This is a genomic window from Amycolatopsis sp. NPDC001319 (assembly GCF_042896185.1).
Taxonomy (GTDB): domain Bacteria; phylum Actinomycetota; class Actinomycetes; order Mycobacteriales; family Pseudonocardiaceae; genus Amycolatopsis.
On sequence record NZ_JBIAWY010000011.1, the window covers coordinates 297,738 to 320,035 of the forward strand.

Sequence of the window (22,298 nt, forward strand, 5' to 3'; positions counted from 1 at the left end):
CTTCGGCAACAGGTATCCTTATGAAGTCCGCGTGTGGCCAAAGCCGGTCACGATGCCGGTTGAGGTGGCGAAGCCGTTCTGGTGGAGGCCACCGCTCCGCCCGCGACGCGGCCACCCACCCGCCTTTGAAGTTCAGGAGTCTTCGCGTGCCCGCAGCCAGCGCCACCGCAGTCGAAACCGGCCGCGCGTCCGGCAAGACCCGGCCCGACCTGCGCAACGTCGCCATCGTCGCACACGTCGACCATGGCAAGACGACCCTGGTCGACGCCATGCTCCGGCAGTCCGGCGCCTTCGCCGAACGCGCCGAGCTCGTCGACCGCGTCATGGACTCCGGTGAGCTCGAGCGCGAAAAGGGCATCACCATCCTCGCGAAGAACACCTCCATCCACCGCCAGACGCCCGACGGCCAGGTCACGATCAACGTGATCGACACCCCGGGCCACGCCGACTTCGGCGGCGAGGTCGAGCGCGGCCTGGCGATGGTCGACGGCGTGGTGCTGCTCGTCGACGCGAGCGAGGGCCCGCTGCCGCAGACCCGCTTCGTGCTCCGCAAGACCCTCGAGGCCGGCCTGCCGGTGATCCTTGTCGTGAACAAGACCGACCGCCCGGACGCCCGCATCTCCGAGGTCGTCGAGGAGACCCACGACCTGCTGCTCGAGCTGGCCAGTGACATCGAGGACGCCGACCACGACGCGATCCTCGACCTGCCCGTGGTCTACGCCTCCGCGCGCGCCGGCAAGGCGAGCCTGGAGCAGCCCGCCGACGGCGAGATCCCCGACAGCGAGAACCTCGACCCGCTGTTCGACACCCTGCTGCGCCACGTCCCGCCGCCCGCCGCGGACCTCGACGCGCCGCTGCAGGCGCTGGTCACGAACCTCGACGCGTCCAACTTCCTCGGCCGCATCGCGCTGATCCGCATCCACGCCGGCAAGCTGCGCAAGGGCCAGACCGTGGCCTGGATGCGCGAGGACGGCACGGTGCAGAACGTGCGCATCTCCGAGCTGCTCGTCACCGAGGCGCTCACCCGCGTGCCCGCGACGGAGGCGAGCGCCGGTGAGCTGGTCGCCATCGCCGGTATCCCGGACATCACGATCGGCGACACGCTGGCCGACGCCGACAACCCGGTGGCCCTGCCCCGGATCACCGTCGACGAGCCCGCGATCTCGATGACCATCGGCGTGAACACCTCGCCGCTGGCGGGGCGCAACGGCGGCGACAAGGTCACCGCGCGCCTGGTGAAGGCGCGGCTGGACCAGGAGCTGATCGGCAACGTCTCGATCCGCGTGCTGCCCACCGAGCGCCCCGACACCTGGGAGGTCCAGGGCCGTGGCGAGCTGGCGCTGGCCATCCTCGTCGAGCAGATGCGCCGCGAAGGCTTCGAGCTGACCGTCGGCAAGCCGCAGGTGGTGCTGCGCACGATCGACGGCAAGCTGCACGAGCCGTTCGAGCGCCTGTACATCGACTCGCCGGAGGAGCACCTCGGCGCGATCACGCAGCTGCTCGCGGCGCGCAAGGGCCGCATGGAGGACATGAGCGGCAACGGCACCGGCCGGATCAAGCTGGAGTACGTGCTCCCGTCGCGCGGCCTGATCAGCTTCCGCACCGACTTCCTCACCGAGACCCGCGGCACCGGCATCGCGAACCACGTGTTCGAGGGCTACTTCCCGTGGGCGGGCGAGATCCGCACCCGCCACAGCGGCTCGTTGGTCGCCGACCGCACCGGTCCGGTCACCGCGTACGCGATGATCCAGCTGGCCGACCGCGGCACCTTCTTCGTCGAGCCGGGCGCCGAGGTGTACGAGGGCATGGTCGTGGGCGAGAACCCGCGCTTCGAGGACCTCGACATCAACATCACCAAGGAGAAGAAGCTGACCAACATGCGTCAGTCCTCCGCCGACGTGATGGAGACGCTGGCCCGCCCGCGCAAGATGGGCCTGGAAGAGGCGCTGGAGTTCTGCTCCGTCGACGAGTGCGTGGAGGTCGCGCCGGAGGTCGTCCGCGTCCGCAAGGTCACGCTGGACATCAACACCCGGGCCAAGGAGCGCTCGCGCGCCAAGAGCCGCGAGAACGGCTGACGGTTCTTCTCGAAGGGCGCCTCTCCCCTCATCGGGGTGGGGCGCCCTTCGGCGTCTCACGGGCGGGTCGCGCGCCGGTCACGATGCCGCGCCGCTGATCACGAACGGGAACCAGGCGGGGTTCCCGCACGTCCACCGGTTGGCGGTATCCACTCCGGTGTCGGCCGGTCCGGCCGGATGTGGGAATCTCGGTGCCGAGCAGGCTCCGGCGTGGCAGCATGTCGGCTCGGACCACGGGAAATCGGGAGGGTACGCGTGCGGATGGGACGCAAGGCGGCGCCGGTGCTGGCGCTCGCGGGGGCGCTCCTCGCCGCGTGCTCGAACACGCCACCGCCGCCGGTGGTCACCTCGGCGCCGACGTCGAGCACCCCGGCGCAGCCCACGGCGTCACAGATCGTGGTGGGCGTCGACGACGTCGTGGGCGGCTACAACCCCCACACGCTCGCGGACTCGTCCACGGTCACCTCGGCGCTGTCGCAGCTGCTGCTGCCCTCGGTGTTCCGCCAGTCCGACGACGGCAAGCGCACGCTCGACAAGACACTGATGACCTCGGCCGAGGTCGTGTCGCAGATGCCGTTCACGGTGAAGTACGAGATCCGCCCCGAGGCTTCCTGGTCCGACGGCGCGCCGATCGCCACCGAGGACTTCACCTACCTCGCCGACGCCATGAAGTCGCAGCCCGGTGTGATCGAGCCCGCCGGCTACCGGCTCATCAGCGACATCGAGTCGCGAGACGGTGGCAAGGGCGTCGAAGTCACCTTCAGCAAGCCGTACCCGGCCTGGCAGACGCTGTTCGACAACCTGCTCCCGCAGCACCTGCTCAAGGACTCCCCGGGCGGCTGGCAGGCCGCCCTGGCCACGAGCTTCCCGGCCGTCGCGGGACCGTTCGCGATCAAGACCATCGACACCGCCCGCGGCGAGGTGACGCTGCAGCGCAACGACCGCTACTGGGACAAGCCCGCGGCCGTCGACACGCTGATCCTGCGCCGCTCCGACCCGTCCGGCATCGCGACCGCGCTGCGCAGCGGCAACGACCAGTTCTCCCTCACCCGCACCGACGCCAACGGCCTGCAGCTGCTCAACGACCTCGGCTCCGCTGTGAAGCTCACGACGCTGCCGCGGCCCATGGAGGCCACCGTCCTGCTGCGGCCGGTGAGCGCGGTGCTGTCGGACAAGCAGGTGCGCCAGGGCGTCGCCGCCCTGCTCGACCGCGGCAAGCTCATCACCGCGGGCGCCATGGGCGGCCCCGCCGCCGCCCTGAAGGCCGACGCCCAGGTCATCCCGCCCACCGGCGCCGGCTACGCGCCCACCATCCCGGCCGGCCCGCCCGCCGCGCCGGACCTGGCGAAGGCCGAGGGCTACTTCAAGGCCGCCGGCTACACCAAGGAAGCCGGCGTGTGGCGCAAGGGCACCAAGACGTTGTCGCTGGTCATCGCGTCGCCGGGCGAAGAGGAGCCCTACGCGTCGATCGCCAAGGAGCTCTCCGACGAGCTCATCGCCGGCGGCGTGCAGGTCAACACCATCAAGCCCGAGCCGCGCGACCTGTTCTCGACGCTGCTCGCCATGCCCGTGCTCAACGGCCAGCAGCAGGCCGGTCCCGACGCCAACGGCAACGTCGGCGTCGACATCGCCGTCGTCCCGCAGCCCGTCGGCGGCGACCCGGCCACGGTGCTCGCGTCCACCTTCGGCTGCGCCCCCGACCAGGCCACGGCGGACCCGACGAAGCCCGTCGTGCCCGCCAACTCGGCCGGCCTGTGCGACGAAAGCCGCCAAGCCTCGATCGACTCGGCCCTCACCGGCTCGACGACCTTGGCCGACGCGCTGAAGACGCTGGAGCCCGACCTGTGGTCGGCCAACGTGGTGATCCCGCTGTTCCAGGAAGCCGAGACCCTGGCCGTCGGCAAGGGCATCTCGGGCCTGACGCCGGGGCCGCCGATGCTGGGCCCGTTCGGCTCCGCGGTGAACTGGACCCGCGGCACGAGCTGAGCACCACCGTCCAGGCCTTGGTCAGCGCAGCCGATCCGCGATCTGCCGGAGGCCTTGGCGGATCAGCTGCCCGTACTCGTCGTCGCCGAGCGCGCCGATCGTCGCCTCCGCTTCGCGCAGGTGCTCGCGGGCGCGGCCGAGGTCGCCCAGCTTGCGGTGGCACTCGGCCAAGTTCAGGTGCAGCGACGGAGACAACGCGGCCGCCGACAGCGTCAAGCCGGCCTCCGCCATGCGGGCATCGGTCAGCTGCCCCGCGGCCGCCAGCGCACGCTTGTCCCAGCGCAGCTCTTGCCGAACGTCGTCCTGCACGTCGGCCATCGAGTGTGCGAGCGTGCACCGGTGCAGCGCATCGCCTCGCTCACCACCGATTTCGGCCCAGATCTCGGCGAACGCCCGGCGTGCGCCGTCCCGGTCGCCGCGGTGGCCGAGCTGCACCGCCTCGCCGATCCGGGTGAGCGTGGGGTCCGTGAGCACGGGTTTCTCCTTGCCTCACAACGAAAACGCCCCGGCGCACGCAGGGGCACCGGGGCGTTTGTCGTCAAGACGGCTCAGATCAGCTGCAGGCTCTCCGCGAAGTGGCAAGCCGTCGGGTGGCCCTGGCCGTGATCGATCAGCAGGGGTTCTTCCGTGCTGCACTTCTTGCGGCCCGCGTCGTCGATTTCGTTGGCGAACTTCGGGCAGCGGGTGCGGAAGCGGCAGCCCGAGGGCGGGTTCGCCGGGCTGGGCACGTCGCCGGTGATGACGATGCGCTGGCGGGTGCGTTCCTTGCGCGGGTCCGGGACCGGGATGGCCGAGATCAGCGCCTGGGTGTACGGGTGCGTCGGGCTGTTGAAGAGGTCCTCGGCCGCCGCGGTTTCCACGATCTTGCCGAGGTACATCACCGCGATGCGGTCGGACACGTGGCGCACGACCGACAGGTCGTGGGACACGAACAGGTACGACAGCCCGAGCTCGGCCTGCAGGTCCTTCAGCAGGTTGAGCACACCGGCCTGGATCGACACGTCGAGCGCCGACACCGGCTCGTCGAGCACCAGCACCTTCGGCTTGAGCGCGAGCGCGCGGGCGATGCCGATGCGCTGGCGCTGGCCGCCGGAGAACTCGTGCGGGAAGCGGTTGCCGTGCTCCGGGCGCAGGCCCACGGTCTTCATCAGGTCACGGACCTGCTGGCGGCCGCCGTTGTCGTAGAGGCCGTGGATACGCAGCGGTTCGGCGATGATCTCGTTCACCGGCAGCCGCGGGTCCACCGAGGCGTACGGGTCCTGGAACACGATCTGCATCTCTCGCCGCAGCCGCTGCAGCTCGCGCTTGCCCATCGTGCCGAGGTCGCGGCCCTCGAAGCTGACCTTGCCCGACGTCAGCGGCTGCAGCGCCAGCGCGACGCGTGCGGTGGTCGACTTGCCGCAGCCCGATTCGCCGACCAGTGCCAGCGTCTCGTGCGGGTAGATGTCGAACGACACGTCCGACACGGCCTGCACCGCGCCCGTCGTGCGCCGGATGAGGCCACCGCCGCGGATGGGGAAGTGCTTGACCAGGTTCTGCGCGGAGAGGACGGGCGTCCGGGTCGCCGTGGTCTCGCTCATCGGTTCGTCTCCGTGTCGATCGCGGCGTCGACGGTCACCGGGACGGCTGCCGTGTCGGCCGACGTGGCGCTGAACAGTTCGGCCGGGTCGCGGCCGATGACCTGCTCGGTGAAGTGGCAGGCCGCGAACTGCGAGCCGGGACCCGCCACCAGCGGCGGTTCTTCCTTGTCGCAGATGTCCTGCGACAGCGGGCAGCGCGGGCTGAACGGGCAGCCCAGCGGCATGTTCTGCGTGGCGGGCGGCGAGCCGGTGATCGGCGTGAGCCGTTCGGTCTTCACGTCGAGGCGGGGCAGGCTGCCCAGCAGGCCCAGCGTGTACGGCATCCGCGGCGTGTAGAAGATCTCGTCGACGCTGCCGGACTCCACCACCTTGCCCGCGTACATCACGTGCACGCGGTCGGCCTGCCCGGCGATCACGCCGAGGTCGTGGGTGATGAGCACCATCGCCGCGCCCGTCTCCTTCTGCGCCGCCTGCAGCGCTTCGAGGATCTGGGCCTGCACGGTCACGTCGAGCGCCGTGGTCGGCTCGTCGGCGATGATCACGTCCGGGTTGTTGGCCATGGCGATCGCGATCACCACGCGCTGGCGCATCCCGCCCGAGAGCTGGTGCGGGTACTCGTCCGCGCGCTGCTTCGGGTTCGGGATGCGGACGAGCTCGAGCAGGTCGATCGCCTGCTTCTTCGCCACGTCCTTGCGCACGTTGTGGTGCGCGGTGATCGCCTCGGCGATCTGGTCGCCCACGGTGTACACGGGGTTCAGCGAGGTCATCGGGTCCTGGAAGACCATCGAGATGCCCTTGCCGCGGACCTTGTTGAGCTCCTTCTCACTGGCCTTCAGCAGCTCGACGCCGCCGAAGCGGATCGAGCCGGAAACCCGCGCGGTGCGGGGCAGCAGGCCCATGATGGCCAGCGACGTCACGGACTTGCCGGAGCCGGACTCGCCGACGATGCCCAGCACCTCCCCGCGCTGCAGCTGGTAGTTCACACCGCGCACGGCCTTGACGAGGCCTTCGCCGCTCGGGAACTCGACGGTCAGGTCCTCCACCACGAGGACGGGATCACCGCCGAGTGCGTTGGAGTCGTACTCGGTCATGCGCGCACCTTCGTCTGCTGGGGGTCGAACGCGTCCCGCAGGCCGTCCCCGATGAAGTTGATCGTCAGCGCGATCAGGATGATGAAAACGCCCGGGAAGTAGAACAGCCACGGGCGGGTGTCGACCGCCGTCTGCGCGGTGCTGACGAGCAGGCCGAGTGACGTGTCGGGCGGCGTGACACCGAACCCGATGAACGACAGCGCCGTCTCGAGCAGGATGCCGATCGACACCAGGATCGTCAGGTTCACGATGATCGCGCCGAGCGCGTTGGGCACCAGGTGCCGGAAGATGATCCGGGCGTCGGTCGCGCCGAGCGCCTTGGACGCCTCGACGAACTCCTTCTCGCGCAAGGAGAGCACGACACCCCGGGCGACGCGGGCGACGTAGGCCCAGTACAGGGCGGCGATGACCACCGCGATCAGCCACCACGTGCCACCCACCTGGTGCGCCAGCACCGCGGCGACGGCAAGCAGCGGCAGGGTCAGGATCAGGTCGGCGATGCGCATCAGGACCGTGTCGATCCAGCCGCGGTAGTAGCCGGCGACCGAGCCCCAGATCGTGCCCACGAACGTCGCGAAGATCGCGATGAGCACGGAGATCTGCAGCGAGACCTGGGTCCCGCGCATCACCTGCGCGAGGGTGTCGTGGCCGACGGCGTCGGTGCCGAACGGGTGCGCGCCCGACGGCGGCGCGGAGTTGTCTTCGGTGATGTCGACCGGCGTGAACTTCCACACGAGCGGGCCGACGTACGCGAACAGGATGATCAGGATGAACACGATCAGGCTGATCATGGCCAGTCGGTGCTGCAGGAAGCGCTTGAAGACCAGCTGCGCCTGGCTGCGTTCCTTGACCGTGAACTCGCGCTCGGGAACGGTGTCCGGCTTGGTCGCGACGTCGAGGCGAGAGTCCGCGCCGGTCGGCAGTTCTTCGGTCGTCGATTCGTCAGGCATAGCGGATCCTCGGGTCGAGCAGGCCGTAGAGCAGGTCGGCGATGAGGTTGAGCAGGATGATGAACGTCGCCGCGATGAGCAGCCACGCCTCCACGGCGTAGACGTCGCTCTGCCGGATCGCGTTCAGCAGGAACGTGCCCGCGCCTTGCCATTGGAACACGGTCTCGGTCACCACGGCACCGCCGAGGATCGCGCCGATGTCCAGCGCGGTCACGGTGGTGAGTGGGATGAGCGCGTTGCGCAGTGCGTGCCGGCGGGTCACCGTCCAGCGGGGCAGGCCCTTCGCACGGGCGAGCCGCACGTAATCGGAGTTGAGGACCTCGAGCATCGACGCGCGCTGGAAGCGGCTCCAGGCCGCGTAGCTCGTCAGCGCGAGCGAGATGGTCGGCAGGATGAGGTGGCCGGCGACGTCGCTGAACTGTGCTCCGAACCCGGCGGGGGTGATCACCGACGAGGAGCCGATCGTGTAGAAGATCTGGTCGCCCACGGAGGTGTTGATCGAGATGCCGATCTGCTTCAGCACGATGGCGAACCAGAACGACGGCATCGACAGGAACAGGAAGCCGAAGAAGGTCGCGGTGTAGTCGAACTTCGAGTACTGGCGGGCCGCGCTGATCACGCCGATGAGCACGGCGAGGATCAGGGCCACGATCATGGCCAGCACGATCAGCCGCAGCGTCACGCCGAAGCGGACGAAGACCTCGTGGCCGATGTCGAGGTTCGACTGGACCGACGGACCGAAGTCACCGCTGAGGACGCCGGTGATCCAGTGCCAGTACCGCTCGAGGATCGGCTGGTCGAGGTGCAGGCGGATCCGCTCGAGCTCGATCGTCTGCGGGGGCGGCGGCGGGTTTCTCTGGATCAGGTAGCTCAGCGGGTTGGCTGAGAGCGACACCATCACGAAGACGAGGAACGTCGACACGATCAGGATCGGCACCGAGACGAGGAGCCGGCGCAGTGCGAAGGCAAGCATGGAGGTCTTCCTGCTCTGGCGGTTCTGCCGCGAACCCGCCGCTTGTGGTGGCTGGGCCGGGCGACGAGAGAGGCAAATCTGGAGTTCGGGATGAAGCGGACCAAAACGTTCGAACACGCGGTGAGGGGCCGGCAAACTGCCGGCCCCTCACCGGTGGTGTCCTGCGTGAATCTACCGGGTGGTGATCACTTGCGGAGGCCCCACTCCGCCATGTTGTAGACCGGGGCGTCGAGCGTGGAGTTGTTCCGGATGTTCCCGATCTTGTCGGAAGACGCGATGAAGGTCGGCTTCTGGTACAGCGGAAGCACGTACGCGTCATCGGACATGATCTGGTCGGCCTGGTTCAGCAGGTCCGTGGCCTTGGCCTGGTCGGTCTCGGCGTTGGCCTCGTTGATCAGGCTGTCGACCTGCGGGTTGCTGTACTTGCCGTAGTTGCTGCCCTGACCGGTCTCCCAGTTCTGGACGGCGCCCGCGAACGGGAACGGCGAGGACACCCAGGCGAACACGATGATGTCGTAGTCGCCCTTGGTGGTGGTGTCACCGAGGTCGTCGGTCGGCGACACGTTCACGGTGATGCCCAGCTGCTTGGCGGCCGCCGCGAAGAGCTCGCACTCGTCCTGGCGGATCTGGTTGCCGACGGTGTAGCGGATCCGGTACGGGCCCACGTTCTTGCCCGACGGGTCCTGCAGCTGCGTGCCGTTGAGCTTGTAACCGGCGTCCGTGAGCAGCTTCTTCGCCTTGTCGATGTCACCGGTGCCCTGGCCCGTCGACGAGATGACGTCCTTGAAGCCCTGCTGCTGCGGCATGAAGTTGTGGTTGTTCAGCGGCTCGACCTTGTTGGTGAACTGGCCGACCGTCTTCGCGATCATGTCCTTGCGGTTGATCGCGGTGAACAGCGCCTGACGCAGCGCCTTGTTGTCGAGACCCGGCGACTTCAGGTTGAAGTCGAAGTGCTCCCAGGTCAGGCCGAGGCCGATGTAGGAGGAGATGTTCGGCATGTTCTTGACCTGGTTCACGAGGTCGACCTGCGGCTGCGGGTAGATGACCTGGACCTCGTTGTTCTGCAGCGCCGTCGGCTCCTGCGTGGCGTCGGTGATGACGCGGAAGATCACGCTCGACAGGTGCGGCTTGGCGCCCCAGTACTTGTCGTTCGGGACCTCGGTGACCGACTGGTTGTTCACGAACTTCGAGATCTTGAACGGACCGGCGGTCCAGGTCGGCACGGTGTCGCCGAACCACTTGTACGACGAGGCCAGGCCGGCCGGGGTCTTGGTGTCACCGTGCTGGGCGGCCAGGTGCGCGGGGTACATCGCGCCCGAGGAGCTCCACAGCTGGCGCCAGTCGGTGAAGGGCTTGGAGAACGTCACCGTGACCGTCTTGCCGTTGTCCGAGCCGACGACCGAGGAAACCTGGTCGTAGCCGGAGGTGCTGGCCGGGGCGCAGTCGGGGCAGTCCTTGCCGTTCTGGACCTTCCAGTTGTAGATGAAGTCGTCGGCCGAAACCGGCGTGCCGTCGTCCCAGGAGGCCTTCGGGTTGATCTTGTAGACGACCACCTGCGGGTTGGTGCTGGTGACGTCCGCCGACTCGACGAAGTCCTTGTTCAGGACCGGCTTGAGGTCCGGCGTCGCGTAGAAGGTGTAGGGCAGGATGCCCTTGGTGACCATGCCCGTCTCGAAGACGTTGCCCTCGGCCGAAGTCACGTTCCAGTTGGGGATGTTCTTCTCGATGGCGTACGTGACGTCGCCGCCCTGCTGCAGCTGGTCGGCCGCGACGGAGTTGCAGGTGTTCGGGTCCTGGTCGCATTGGGCGAAGGCCTGCCCGGTTTGCACCGTGCTGTTGCCGCCACCGCCGCCCCCACAGGCGGAGAGCAGAAGGGCCGCGCCCGCGACGAACGCACCGAGCTTCACAGCGCGCGACCTAGTCGTCACTAACATTCATTCTCCTTGCTCGACGCCGTCGCGGGTTTGCGAGGCGACTTCTTCCTGACCGCGAGCTTCGATGTAATCGAGTTAGCTCACCGTAGTCGTGCAACCTAGGCAGTGGACAGCCGTCAAAACTATCGATCCGGACACTCTCAGTGAGATCGTGATGGAACAGCAATCTCGTCTTGCCTATCTCCACCACGGGTTCTGCGGTTGATCGACTACTCACGGTAGCTAATCTTCGATCACTGCAGGCCTCGTTCGGGGACGGCCACGGCTCGGTGGGTCATTCGGCTCGGGGGACAATAACCGACGCCATCCTCTTTGTGGACCCCGCGAATGGACTAGTCACACAGCCGTGACAAACCGGAAGTGACAAGGAATTAACCTGATCTCGTGAACGGTGGCGACCGTTTACCGGAGTGCGGGCCGCAGGGCGTGTCCGGCCCTTTCCGGGCGACCCCCGACGGGTGGGCGGAACCCCTGCCGCGGAACGTTCCGGGACTCGGAACGCCGGGGCCCCGGCTCCCGGGCCGGAGTTCATTAACCTGGTGCCGTGATCCGAAAGCTCCTGCTCGTCCACGCGCACCCCGACGACGAGACCATCACGACCGGCGGTGCCATCGCCCGGTACGCCGCCGAGGGGGCCGAGGTCTCCGTGGTGACGTGCACTCTCGGCGAGGAAGGCGAGATCGTGCCGCCCCGGCTTGCGTTGCTGGCCTCGGACGCCGCGGACCAGCTCGGCGGCTACCGCTCGGGCGAGCTCGCGGCCGCCTGCGCCGCCCTCGGCGTGACACGTCACGAGTACCTCGGCGGCATGGGCCGCTGGCGCGACTCCGGCATGGCGGGCACACCGGCCGCCGAGCACCCGCGCGCGTTCGCCGGCGGCAGCCTCGACGAGCAGGCCGCTCAGCTGGCCGAGCTGCTCGACGAGCTGCGGCCCCAGGTCGTGGTCACCTACGACTCCTTCGGCGGCTACGGCCACCCCGACCACATCCGGGCCCACGACATCACCATGGCGGCGGCGCCGCGCGCGGCCTCCGTCGAGCGCGTCTTCCACGTGGTGCACTCCCGCGCCGCGGTCGACGCGGGGCTCGCGCGGCTGCGGGCGAGTGACAGCTCACCCTTCCGGGTACCCGAGGACGACGAGCTCCCCGGCACCGCGGATGAGAAGGTCACGACTGTGCTCGACACCTCGGCCCACCTGCCGGCGAAGATCGCGGCCCTGCGCGCCCACGAGACGCAGCTGACGGTCGTCGACGGCGAGATCGTGCACTTCGCTCTCACCAACGACATCGCGCAGCCGATCCCGCCCGCCGAGTACTTCGTGCTCGCCCACGGCGACGCGGCCGGCGCGGACACCGACCTGTTCGGAGGGCTGTGACGTGCCGGCCCCGCTGAGCTCCGAGCAGCGCCTGATGCTCGTGGTGCTGTGCCTGGACGCGCTGCTGCTGGCGTTGCTCGAAGTGTTCTTCCTGCCGCTGCGCGTCGGCGCGCTCGGGGAGGTGCCGCTGCCGCTGACGGCACTCGTCGGCGCGGTCACCACGCCGTGGCTGGTGCTGACGACGGCGAAGCTCGTGCGGCCGGGGTTGTCCTGGGTGCCGCTCGTGGTGTGGGTGGTCGTGGTGTTCGGCATCGGTTTGGGCGGACCCGGCGGCGATCTCGTGCTCGTTCAGGACTGGCGGGCGATCCTGCTGCTCGGCGCGAGCGCGCTGCCGGCGGCGCTCGTGCTCGGCGGCGGGCTCGGCCGCGCGGCCGCGACGAAGGGCAAGGTCCGTGGCTGAGGCCATTTCGGACCGTCAGGTCGTGGCGGTGCTGCGGCCGTTCGTCCGCGCCTGCGCGCCGATGCTCGACGCGCTGCGCGAGGCGGACCCGTTCGGCTTGCAGGCGCGGGCCCGCTGGGCCGAGGCGGCCGAGGAGTTCGGCAACGACGGTTTCAAGGAGAAGGTGCTCGGCGCGCTCAGGTCCGTGAAGGTCCCCGGCACCGCCGGGTGGGCCCGGATGGACATCGACGAACGCTGCGGCTGGTGGGTCAACCGCGTCGGCCGGCTCACGGCGGCGCTCACCTCGATCCCCGGCCTCGGCGGTGCGCTCGCCGACCGGCTGCCGGTGCAGGACACGCTCGGCGCCGCATCGCAGGGGCTGCTGCTGTGCGCGATCGCGGGGGAGTACGGCGTGACCGATGTCGGCAGCCGGGTGCGGCTGATCGCGGCGGTGCTGTTCGAGCGCGACCTCGACCCGGTCCTCGCCGCGGGCAAGCCCGCCGACGAGTCCGCAGAGGACAGTGCGGCCGCACAGCTCACCGAAGAACTGACGGAATCCGAACGCGCCCACGGCAAGGTGACGGTCAGGGCCGTCGCCGGGACACTGTGGCGGCTCGGCCGGTCACTGTGGGGGATCACCGAGGAGCTCGAGAAGCGCCCGCGCGGCCGCTTCTACCACCGGGCCCTAGGGCTGGTCCCGGTGGTCGGCGCGGCGGGCGACTACCTCGGCGAGCGCTGGGGGCTCAAGCAGATCTGGAAACGCGCGCACGGGTGGCTCATGGCCAACTCGCACTGGGCGTCTTTTTCCTGAGCTCGCGTCAGCGCCAGAAGAGGAAGGCCGACTGCCCGATCTGCGCGGCCAGCCCGTCGCCGCCGAACGCGTCGAAGATCAGGCCGGCGACGTACCAGAGACCGTCGGACAGCGGGCGGAACGCGAAGAACAGCGCGAAGAGCACCAGCGGCGCCCACGGCCGCACGCGCGCGCCGAACGCCCGCGCCTGCGGTGAAAGATACGGCTCGATCGCACCCCAGCCGTCGAGGCCGGGGATGGGCAGGATGTTGATCAGGAACGTCATCACCTGCAGCAGCGCCAGGTAGGACAGCCCGAAGTACAGCCCGGGCGACATCGGGATCAGCGCCGCCACGAGGCACAGCGCGGCCCCCACCCCGAGGTTCGACAGCGGCCCGGCGAGCGACACCCACGACGACGTCGCGCGGTTGCGCAGCGCGCCGCGGTTGATCCACACCGCGCCGCCGGGCAACGGGATGCCGCCGATGAGGAGGAAGATCAGCGGGAGCAGGATCGACAGGACGGGGTCGGTGTAGCGCCGCACGTCCAGCGTGAGGTAGCCCTTCTGGGCGACCCCGGCGTCGCCGCCGCGGTAGGCGACGAAGGCGTGGCCGAACTCGTGCAGGGTCAGCGAAGCGATCCACCCGCCCGCCACGAGGAGTACGACACCGGTGACGTAGAGCGGGTCCTTGTCACCCCTCAGGCTCAGGGAATCACCGTACGCGGCCAGGATTCCGCCGAGGACGGTGACCGCGAGGATGCCGATGAAGACCGGGCTGGGCCGCACTGCTGATCTCTGCACCCCACCAGTCTTCCGTATGCCCGGTGTGAAGTGTTCGGCGTGTCCCCTTGCGCGATCGGCCCGAGGTATCCCCCGAACTCGCTACTCCGCTTGACCTGACCGCACTACACGGGTGTAATCACAGTGATGTCATTCGCTGTCGAGAGGGGACAGCGGATGTCGTTTCACCACCGCCAGCCTGGGGAGTGCGTAGGAGCGAGGAGGCGGACGTGCGGTTGGAAGCGGAAGGCTCGAGGACCGACTCGAGGCCTGAAAAGAGGGAGTGGGGGCACGTCGTGGGTTGGGGCGAGAACCCTGAGCAGGAGCTGGGGGATCTGACCGACCTCTTCGATGCCACCGAGGAGGAACAGGACTGGCAGGAGCGCGCCTTGTGCGCGCAGACGGACCCCGAGGCGTTCTTCCCCGAGAAGGGCGGCTCGACCCGCGAAGCCAAGCGGATCTGCCTCGGCTGCGAGGTCAAGGACGAGTGCCTGGAGTACGCCCTGGCGCACGACGAGCGCTTCGGCATCTGGGGCGGCCTGTCCGAACGCGAGCGGCGGAAGCTGAAAAAGCGCGCGATATAGCGATGGGCGGGGTGTGTCCGCGGAAAGCGCGGACCATCTCGCTGTCCGGGTGTTTCCTGGGGTGCGACCCCCAGACCCCGCCCGGGGGCACGCCCCCGGACCCACGGCTGTGGTCACCTTTGCGGCCGGGCGTGGGTTCTGCGAGGAATGAGGTGGGGTCCGTGCGCGGCACGGGCCCCTCTCGCTTTTGTGGTGTTTTCGCTGGTATAGCACCAGATTGGGTTGGTGGGCGCCGGCGCGTGGCCGGGTTGCGGCCGGCGTCGAGCGGGGTCGAGGGCGTGGGTTTCGGTCTTCGGCGAAATTCGGGGTTTGGGCGGGCAACCGCCTGGGTAGCCAGACGTCATCTGAGTGTGCGTGGGGAACTTGCCGTGGTGGTGGGGTTTCGGCGCGGACCAATCCCAGCCTGGCGGTGGGGATCGAAAGCAGTGCGACGACGGTAGTTGTGCCGTCGTCGTGTGTCGCATGTGGTCGGTGCGTCCCGAGGCGTGGACGTGTGTGGCGGAGACGTCAGTGTGATCCCTGCGGCGTTCGGCGCGAAACGTTCGGTGCCGCGACGGCGAAAGGTGGGTGCGGGTCCGGCGCCGCGTGCGCGGGTGAAGCCGTAGGGTGACCGCACCCGCCCGCAGCCTGACCAGGAGTGGTTGTTGACCCGCACCGTCGCACCGTCGCTTGTGAGGACGTTGCCCGTTCTGGCCATTGTGGTCTGTCACGACGGCGAAGAGTGGCTGCCGCTCGCGCTTTCTTCCTTGCGGCGCAGCACGGTCCGGCCGCGGCACGTGCTCGCGGTCGACACCGGCTCCACCGACCTGACCGCCAAGCTGCTCGCCGAAGCGGCCGAGCCCGGCGGGGTCGCGGCAGGGCCCGATTCGCAGCCGGTGCTGTCCGGCGTCATCACTCTTTCGAGTGAAACTGGCTTCGCTGCGGCGATCGCGGCCGCCGTGGCGCACGCGGTGAAACGGTGGGGCGACCCCGGCGCGTGGCTGTGGTTGCTGCACGACGACTGCGCGCCCGAACCCGACTGTCTCGAGCAGCTCCTGCACGCCGCCGAAGCGGCGCCGTCGGCGAAGGTGCTCGGGCCGCTCGGGCTCGACTGGGCCGAGCCGCGCCTGATCGTGGAGGCGGGGCTGTCCACGGACGCGTCCGGGCACCGCCAGCAGATGGCCGCGCCCGGCGACGAGCCCGGTGAGGTGCTCGCCGTGCCGAGCGCGGGATCGTTGGTGCAGCGCGAACTCTGGGACACCCTCGGCGGCTTCGACGAGGACTTCTCCTTGCTGCGCGAGGATCTCGACTTCGGCTGGCGCGCCAACGCCGCCGGCGCGCTCGTGCTCTCGGTGCCCGCCGCCCGCGTCCGCCACGCGCGCGCCCTCTCGACCGGCCGGCGCACGCCCGACGCGGCAGGCCGCTCGCTCGCCGCCGTGAACCGCGCGCACGGGCTGCGCGTGTTCCTCGTGAACTGCTCGCCGTTCTCGTTCTGGTTCGGGCTCGTCCGGCTGCCCGTGCTCCTGCTGCTGCGTGCGCTCGTCTTCTTCCTCCTGCGGCGCGTTTCCGAAGCGCGCGCGGAGCTCTCGGCGCTCGCCTACGTCACGAGCGGCCGCGGAAAACTCCGGGCGGCACGGGCGAACCGGCGGGAATCGCCGCGTCCCGGCACCGTGCGCGGGTTGTTCGTCGGCCGGTACACGCGGCTGCGCAACGCCTTGCGCGCCGGCGTGGTCGGGCTCGTGCGCCGTGGCGTGGAGAGCGACGTCGCGCTCGGCACGGTCCCCGAAGGCCTCGCCGAGGAGCCGGCCTGGATCGCGCCCGAAGCGCTCGGCGCCGCGGACCGAAGGCCCGTCGGACCCGACGCGCTGCCCGCCGGAGCCTTGCGTGGCTTGAGTTCCCGCGGTTCGGGGCTGCGCCGGCCGGGCACGGTCGTGGCGGTCGCCGTGCCGACCGGACAAGAAGCCGAACGCGAGGAAGTCCCGGCGGAATCCGTCGTCGTGCCCGACGACGGCCCGAAGCCCTCACCCGCACCGCGCCCGGCGCCGGCCCGCGAACCCGGGCTGGTCTTCGTCGAGGTGAACCGCCGCCGCGTGCTGGCCGCGACGATCTTCGCGCCGCCGGTGGTTCTCGTCGTGCTGCTGACGGCTCTGGCCTTCGCGGTCAACCGCGGCCGCCTCGGTCTGGACCTCTCCGGCGGCGGGCTCCTGCCCGTCGGCGGCCTCGGCGACCTCTGGTCCACCTACCTCGCGCCGTGGCACGCGGTCGCGGGCGGCACCGGCGCGCCCGCTCCCGCGACGCTGCCCGTGCTCGGCACCATCGGCGCGATCTTCGCGCCCCTGGGCGGCCCGGCCGCGCTCGTGGCGATCCTGCTCATCGGCGACATTCCGCTCGCGGCGCTGAGCGCGTACGCGGCCACACGCAAGCTGCCCGTCCGCCGCTGGGTTCGCGCGGTCGTCGCGGCGACCTACGCCCTGCTGCCCGCCGCCACCGCGTCGGTCGCGCAGGGTCGCCTCGACGTCGTGGTGGTCCACCTCGTGCTGCCGCTCGTCGTCGCGGGGATCGCGCGGCTGCTGACGCGCCCGGGCACGCGCTGGCTGCACGTGTCGGCGCTCTCGGCGTTCGGCGTCGCGGTGCTCGGTGCGTTCTCGCCGCTGGCGCACGCCCTCGCGCTCGTGGGCCTGTTGCTCGGCTTTGTGGTCCTCCCGGCGCCGACGGGCCTCGCGCGCCGCGCCGCGTCGGTCGGCATCGTGGTGATCCTGCCGCTCGTGCTGCTGCTGCCGTGGCCGACGGTGCTGCTCAAGCACCCCGAACTCCTCCTGCACGGTCTCGGCGGTCCCGCCGCGCCGGCGTCCGGCGCCGATCTGGCCGGGCTGACGCCGGGTGGGCCCGGTGCGTGGCCGATCGGCGTCGCGGTGCTGGCGGCCACGCTCGTCGCACTCGTGGTCCGGCCGACGAAGCAGGTGGCCGGCGGACTCGCGCTCGCGGTGCTCGGTGTCGCCGCGGTGGTGCTCGTGCGGCAGGTCCCGGTGACGCCGATGCAGGGCGGTCCCGCCGCGACCGGCTACACGGGTGTGCCGCTGCTGGTCGTCGGTGCCGGGCTGCTGTGGGCGGTCCTCGCGACCTGGCAACGCGGCGGCTCGGCGGGCGTGCCCGCGCCGTGGCTGCCGAAGGTCGCCGGTGTCGCCGGCCTGGTGGTCCTGATCGCGTTGGGCGTCAGCGCCGTCGGCGCCGGGCACACCGGCCCGCTCACGGCCCAGCCGCGGCCCGCCCTCGCTCCGGAAGTGGCCGCGGACATCGCCGGCAGCGGCCGCGCGGTGCTCGACCTCGGCGAGCTCACCCGCCAGACCGGCGGCCGGCTCGCGCTCTTCGGCGACGACCAGCTCGCGCCGACCCCGGGCACGCCCGGCCGGCTCGCGGACTGGCGCCGCGATCTGCTCACGGGCGACGCCGGTGCGGTCAAGTCGGCCGTCGCGGCCGCTGCGATCTCCGGCGTCGAGTACGTGATCCTCCCGCCCGGCAGCAACCCGCAGGCCCTCGTCTCCCTGGCCGGCGACCTCGTCGCGCCGGCGGCCCCGATGTCCGACGGCCGGCCCGTGGTCCGGCTCCTGCCGAAGGCCGGCGAGGTCACGCTGATCTCCCCGGAGCTGGCCAAAGCGGCCGTGACGGGCGGCGGCGCGCCCGGCGCGTCACCCGGGGTCTCGCCCGTGGACGCGCGGCTGCCCGACGTTCGCGTGCGCGCCTCCGACGGCCCGACCGGCCGGCTGCTGGTGCTGGCCGCCGAGCAGGAGGCCGGCTGGACGGCGAGCGTGAACGGCAAGGCGGTGCCGATCGTGCCCGCGTGGGGTCACCAGGTGGCGGTGTCGATCCCGCCGCAATCGTCGGAGGTTTCGCTCGCGTTCCCGGGCACCGAGCGCGGTCTGCTGCTGCTCGCCCAGCTCGCCGCGGTGCTGTTCACGGCGCTCACCGCGGTGCCCTCACGGAGGCGTCAATCGCCTTCGATCACGTCCGGTTCGACGCCGAGGTAGCCCGCGACCTGTTCCACCAGCACGTCGTGCACGAGTTCCGCCAGCTCACCCGGGTCCTTGGCCCGCGCTTCGAGCGGCCGCCGGTAGAGCACGATGCGCGCCCGCGTCGGCAGACCCGCGCGGTCGACCCCGGCCGGGACCAGGCGCGACAGGGGAACCGAGCCGTCGTGGAGCACGCCCTCGGCCGGCGCGCGGCCGTCCGGGCGCACCTCGGGCACCTCGTCCACCGCCACGTCGAGCTTGGTCAGCTCGTGGCGCCAGCGCGCTTCGATGGGTTCCAGCGCGTCGAGCACGAGCGCGTCGAACTTCTCCGCCCGGCTCGCGGCGGCGGGCAGGGACGCGGGATAGAGCGCCCCGCGCAGGCCGCGGCCGTGCCGGTCCCTGCGCATGCGCTGCCGCTGTCGGTAATCACGAGCCGTCGCCACCGCGCAAGTCTATGCGGTCGTGCGCGTCGCGCGCGTGTCGCCGGGGCCCCCTTGCGGCGACGCGCTATCGTTCTGGATCGTGCGGAGCGTACGGAAATGTTCGCGAACGGGTTGTCCAGAGCCCGCTGTCGCCACGCTCACGTATGCGTACAGCGATTCCACCGCCGTCGTCGGTCCCCTCGCCACCGCCTCTGAGCCGCATTCGTACGACCTGTGCGAGGCCCACGCGCTGCGGCTGACCGTGCCGAAGGGCTGGGAAGTCGTGCGCCACGAGGGCACGTTCGCCACTCCGGAGCAGTCGGCCGACGAGCTGACCGCGCTGGCCGAGGCCGTCCGCGAGGCGGGCCGCTCGGACCGGCCGGCGCCGCCGCCCGAGCCGGAGGGCCCGTCCGGCAGGCGCGGCCACCTCCGCGTGCTCCCCGGGCGCGCCTGAGCCCCGCTCCCGCCGGTAGGCTTTCCGCGCGGCGCGACCGGCGCCGCGACGAGAACTGACGGCGGGGAGACGGCGTGCCAGATCTTTCGGGCATCGTGAAGGCCTACGACATCCGCGGTGTGGTCGGCGAGCAGCTCGACGCGGCACTGGTACGCGACTTCGGCGCGGCGTTCGCGCTGCTCATCAAGACCGAGTCGCCGTCGGTGGTGATCGGCCACGACATGCGCGACTCGTCGCCGGGGCTGTCGGCCGCCTTCGCCGAAGGCGTGACGTCGCAGGGCCTCGACGTGGTGTCGATCGGCCTGTGCAGCACGGACGAGCTGTACTTCGCCTCCGGCTCGCTGAACATGCCGGGCGCGATGTTCACCGCCAGCCACAACCCCGCGAAGTACAACGGCATCAAGATGTGCCGCGCCGGCGCCAGCCCCGTCGGGCAGGACACCGGCCTGACGGAGATCCGCGACACCGTCGAGCAGGGCGTGCCCGCGTTCGAGGGGAAGACCGGCAGCGTGAGCGAGCGCGACGTGCTGGGTGACTACGCCGCCTACCTGCGCAACCTCGTCGACCTCACGCATTCGCGGCCGCTGAAGATCGTGGTCGACGCCGGCAACGGCATGGGCGGCCACACCGTTCCCACCGTCTTCGCCGGGCTGCCGATCGAGATCGTGCCGATGTACTTCGAGCTCGACGGCACCTTCCCGAACCACGAGGCCAACCCGCTGGACCCCGCCAACATCGTCGACCTGCAGGCCAAGGTCCGCGAGGTCGGCGCCGACGCCGGTGTGGCCTTCGACGGTGACGCCGACCGCTGCTTCGTGGTCGACGAGCGCGGTGAGCCCGTTTCGCCGAGCGCGATCACGGCGCTGGTCGCCGTGCGCGAGCTGGCCAAGGAGCCGGGCGGCACGGTCATCCACAACCTGATCACGTCGAAGGGCGTGCCGGAGATCGTCGCCGAGCACGGCGGCAAGCCCGTCCGCACGCGCGTGGGCCACTCGTTCATCAAGGCGGAGATGGCGCGCACCGGCGCGATCTTCGGCGGCGAGCACTCCGCGCACTACTACTTCCGCGACTTCTGGCGCGCCGACACCGGCATGCTGGCCGCGCTGCACGTGCTCGCGGCGCTGGGCGAACAGGACGGCCCGCTGTCCGCGCTCACGCAGGACTTCTCGCGCTACGCGGCCTCGGGCGAGATCAACTCGACCGTGACCGACCAGGTCGCGCGCATGCTCGCCGTGAAGGACGCGTACGCGGACAAGTCGGGCGTCGAGATCGACGAGCTCGACGGCCTGACCGTGCAGCTCCCGGGCGGCGCCTGGTTCAACCTGCGCCCGTCGAACACCGAGCCGCTGCTGCGGCTGAACGTGGAGGCGGCCGACCGCGCCGCCGTCGAGGCGCTGACCGACGATGTACTGGCAATTGTCCGGGGCTGAGCAAGCCACGCTGATGGGGACCGACCGAGGCGAACTGTGTCCGGAAGGTGCCGTTGCGACCCACCTACGCGTGGTATGGAGGAACCATGGCCATCACGCTTGACGCCCAGCTGCTCGAGATCCTCGCGTGCCCGTCGCCGGATCACGCACCGCTGCGTCCCGGCACGCCGGACGACGCGGATGCCGAAGCGCTGACCTGTACCGAGTGCGGCCGGGTGTACCCGGTCCGTGACGGGATCCCGGTACTGCTTCTCGACGAAGCCGTACTGAGTGGTGACCGTGTCCCTGGCACCCCCGGCCGGCCGGATGACAGCCATGCCGACAGTGCTTGACGATTCGCTGCTCGACGACCCCACGCGCCTGGCCGAGGCCGACAGCGCGGGGCTGCTGCGTGCCGCCGCCATGGCCGGGGCGCAGGTGCGGGCGACTGCCGAGGCCGCGGCCGAGCTGGAACTGAGCGACCGGCTCGACCTGGGGCGCCCGCGTTCGCTGGTGCTGATCGACCGGCCCGGCGTGAGCCGCACGCTCACGCGGCTGCTGGCGGCGCTGCTCGCGCCGGCGTGCCCGGTGCCGGTGGTGACGGCCGAGATCGTGCCGTCGTGGATCGGCGCGCTCGACGTGGTGTTCGCGCACACCGACGACGCGGGTGACCGCGAGCTGGCCGCGTCGCTGGAGCGCGCGGCCCGGTTCGGCGCGACCGTGGTGCTGTCCGCTCCGGCGGAAGGCCCCGTCGCCGCTTCGGTGGCCGGCAAGGGCGTGCTGCTCGCGCCGCGCATCCCGGTGCCGCCGGAGCTCGCGTTCCCGCGCGGGCTGGCCGCCGGCCTGCTCACGGCCAACGCGCTGGGCCTGCTGGTGGCCGACGTGCAGGCGTTGGCCGACCAGCTCGACCTCGAGGCCGAGAAGGACTACCTCGCGCGCGAGTCGTTCGCGAACCCGGCGAAGGCGCTCGCGCTGCGCGTGGCCGACCGCGTGCCGCTGCTGTGGGGTCTCGACCCCGTTGCGGTGGCCGTCGCGGAGCACGCGGCACACGCGTTCGCGGCTCATTCGGGCGTGGTGTGCGACGCCGAGGACTTCCGGCAAGCGCTTGCGCGGCCCGCGCTTCGCAGAGTTGCGCAATCGGGCGGCCAAGAGCGTGACATCTTCGCCGATCCGGACGACTCATCCGGTGGAACCGCCACGAGGGTGCTGTTGCTCTCGGTGCGGACCGGGCCCGCCGCCGAGGCGGCCCGCTTCCAGGCCGAGGAGTTCCTCCCGGACGCGGACGTGATCGCGCCGGCCGAGGAGTTCGAAGCGGACGAGATCGTCCGGGCCGCGGTGCTCGCGCTGCGGTTCGAGCTCGCCGCGGTGTACCTCGGGCTCGCGGCGGGCAGCATCGGTGGCGCCGGGAGGTACGAGCCGGCCACCGCTTGACGGCTCACGGGATCAGGGGGAGGAAGTGCCGGCGAGCGCCGTGGGGACGGCACCGCCCGCACGACATCGGCTCCGGCCGATGGGAAGGATTGGGAGTTGAG

The 22,298-nt window shown here is 70.7% G+C and carries 19 protein-coding genes; 11 read left to right on the forward strand and 8 right to left on the reverse strand.

Going from position 1 to position 22,298, the window contains the following annotated elements; translation table 11 throughout:
* The first annotated feature begins 146 nt into the window (after positions 1-146).
* Complete coding sequence (gene typA / locus ACFY1H_RS36825; RefSeq protein WP_366579784.1) at positions 147-2,075, forward strand: translational GTPase TypA; 1,929 nt, start codon at positions 147-149, stop codon at positions 2,073-2,075.
* A 261-nt stretch (positions 2,076-2,336) separates the two neighbouring features.
* Positions 2,337-4,061, forward strand: coding sequence for an ABC transporter family substrate-binding protein (locus ACFY1H_RS36830; protein WP_366579979.1), 1,725 nt, complete (start codon positions 2,337-2,339; stop codon positions 4,059-4,061).
* Positions 4,062-4,082: 21 nt separating this feature from the next.
* Here ACFY1H_RS36830 and ACFY1H_RS36835 read toward each other — a convergent pair whose 3' ends face one another.
* The 6 genes from ACFY1H_RS36835 to ACFY1H_RS36860 form a co-directional block, all read right to left on the reverse strand.
* On the reverse strand, positions 4,083-4,535 hold the full coding sequence (locus ACFY1H_RS36835) for a hypothetical protein (RefSeq protein WP_366579782.1): 453 nt from the start codon (positions 4,533-4,535) through the stop codon (positions 4,083-4,085).
* Positions 4,536-4,609: 74 nt separating this feature from the next.
* The gene (locus ACFY1H_RS36840) at positions 4,610-5,641 is read right to left on the reverse strand and encodes an oligopeptide/dipeptide ABC transporter ATP-binding protein (RefSeq protein WP_366579780.1); all 1,032 of its coding nucleotides are present in this window, start codon (positions 5,639-5,641) and stop codon (positions 4,610-4,612) included.
* A complete protein-coding gene (locus tag ACFY1H_RS36845) occupies positions 5,638-6,732 on the reverse strand; it encodes an ABC transporter ATP-binding protein (RefSeq protein WP_386954254.1) in 1,095 nt (364 codons plus the stop codon). The genes ACFY1H_RS36840 and ACFY1H_RS36845 overlap by 4 nt, the downstream gene beginning before the upstream one ends.
* On the reverse strand, positions 6,729-7,682 hold the full coding sequence (locus ACFY1H_RS36850; RefSeq protein ID WP_366579776.1) for an ABC transporter permease: 954 nt from the start codon (positions 7,680-7,682) through the stop codon (positions 6,729-6,731). The genes ACFY1H_RS36845 and ACFY1H_RS36850 overlap by 4 nt, the downstream gene beginning before the upstream one ends.
* Positions 7,675-8,655: an ABC transporter permease gene (locus ACFY1H_RS36855; protein ID WP_366579774.1), complete on the reverse strand. Its 981-nt coding sequence runs from the start codon at positions 8,653-8,655 to the stop codon at positions 7,675-7,677. Before ACFY1H_RS36855 ends, ACFY1H_RS36850 begins: the two co-directional genes overlap by 8 nt.
* Positions 8,656-8,840: 185 nt before the next feature.
* Positions 8,841-10,589: an ABC transporter family substrate-binding protein gene (locus ACFY1H_RS36860; protein WP_366579772.1), complete on the reverse strand. Its 1,749-nt coding sequence runs from the start codon at positions 10,587-10,589 to the stop codon at positions 8,841-8,843.
* A gap of 544 nt (positions 10,590-11,133) precedes the next feature.
* On the opposite strand from ACFY1H_RS36860, the gene mshB reads away from it, so the two are divergent.
* Genes mshB through ACFY1H_RS36875 form a run of 3 tightly spaced genes read left to right on the forward strand, consistent with a single transcriptional unit; the run spans position 11,134 to position 13,151 of the window.
* Positions 11,134-11,961 (forward strand): N-acetyl-1-D-myo-inositol-2-amino-2-deoxy-alpha-D-glucopyranoside deacetylase, encoded by an 828-nt coding sequence (mshB, locus tag ACFY1H_RS36865; protein WP_366579770.1) that lies wholly within the window; start codon positions 11,134-11,136, stop codon positions 11,959-11,961.
* Between the two features lie 34 nt (positions 11,962-11,995).
* Entirely contained in the window at positions 11,996-12,361 is a 366-nt protein-coding gene (locus ACFY1H_RS36870) for a hypothetical protein (RefSeq protein ID WP_366579977.1), read from the forward strand.
* Positions 12,354-13,151, forward strand: a complete 798-nt coding sequence (locus ACFY1H_RS36875; protein ID WP_366579768.1) for a hypothetical protein — start codon at positions 12,354-12,356, stop codon at positions 13,149-13,151. Before ACFY1H_RS36870 ends, ACFY1H_RS36875 begins: the two co-directional genes overlap by 8 nt.
* Positions 13,152-13,158: 7 nt before the next feature.
* On the opposite strand, the gene ACFY1H_RS36880 is transcribed toward ACFY1H_RS36875, so the two are convergent.
* Positions 13,159-13,917, reverse strand: coding sequence for a site-2 protease family protein (locus ACFY1H_RS36880; RefSeq protein ID WP_366579976.1), 759 nt, complete (start codon positions 13,915-13,917; stop codon positions 13,159-13,161).
* 320 nt (positions 13,918-14,237) lie between these two features.
* Here ACFY1H_RS36880 and ACFY1H_RS36885 point away from each other — a divergent pair, with 320 nt between their 5' ends.
* Both ACFY1H_RS36885 and ACFY1H_RS36890 read left to right on the forward strand, forming a co-directional pair.
* The gene (locus tag ACFY1H_RS36885) at positions 14,238-14,495 is read left to right on the forward strand and encodes a WhiB family transcriptional regulator (RefSeq protein WP_220247102.1); all 258 of its coding nucleotides are present in this window, start codon (positions 14,238-14,240) and stop codon (positions 14,493-14,495) included.
* 644 nt (positions 14,496-15,139) lie between these two features.
* A complete protein-coding gene (locus ACFY1H_RS36890; protein ID WP_386954261.1) occupies positions 15,140-18,499 on the forward strand; it encodes a glycosyltransferase in 3,360 nt (1,119 codons plus the stop codon).
* Here the strand turns inward: ACFY1H_RS36890 and ACFY1H_RS36895 are convergent.
* A complete protein-coding gene (locus tag ACFY1H_RS36895; protein ID WP_220244053.1) occupies positions 18,460-18,888 on the reverse strand; it encodes a metallopeptidase family protein in 429 nt (142 codons plus the stop codon). The two genes, ACFY1H_RS36890 and ACFY1H_RS36895, sit on opposite strands and share 40 nt — an antisense overlap.
* Before the next feature lie 115 nt (positions 18,889-19,003).
* Between ACFY1H_RS36895 and ACFY1H_RS36900 the strand changes: the two genes are divergently transcribed.
* From ACFY1H_RS36900 to ACFY1H_RS36915, 4 genes are all read left to right on the forward strand, one after another.
* On the forward strand, positions 19,004-19,357 hold the full coding sequence (locus tag ACFY1H_RS36900) for a DUF3499 domain-containing protein (protein ID WP_204093559.1): 354 nt from the start codon (positions 19,004-19,006) through the stop codon (positions 19,355-19,357).
* 74 nt (positions 19,358-19,431) lie between these two features.
* Positions 19,432-20,787 carry a phosphomannomutase/phosphoglucomutase gene (locus ACFY1H_RS36905; protein WP_366579764.1) on the forward strand — a complete coding sequence of 452 codons (1,356 nt, stop codon included), beginning with the start codon at positions 19,432-19,434 and terminating at the stop codon, positions 20,785-20,787.
* Positions 20,788-20,873: 86 nt separating this feature from the next.
* Positions 20,874-21,119, forward strand: coding sequence for a Trm112 family protein (locus ACFY1H_RS36910; RefSeq protein WP_366579762.1), 246 nt, complete (start codon positions 20,874-20,876; stop codon positions 21,117-21,119).
* Positions 21,103-22,197 (forward strand): hypothetical protein, encoded by a 1,095-nt coding sequence (locus ACFY1H_RS36915; RefSeq protein WP_366579760.1) that lies wholly within the window; start codon positions 21,103-21,105, stop codon positions 22,195-22,197. Before ACFY1H_RS36910 ends, ACFY1H_RS36915 begins: the two co-directional genes overlap by 17 nt.
* Positions 22,198-22,298 lie beyond the last annotated feature (101 nt).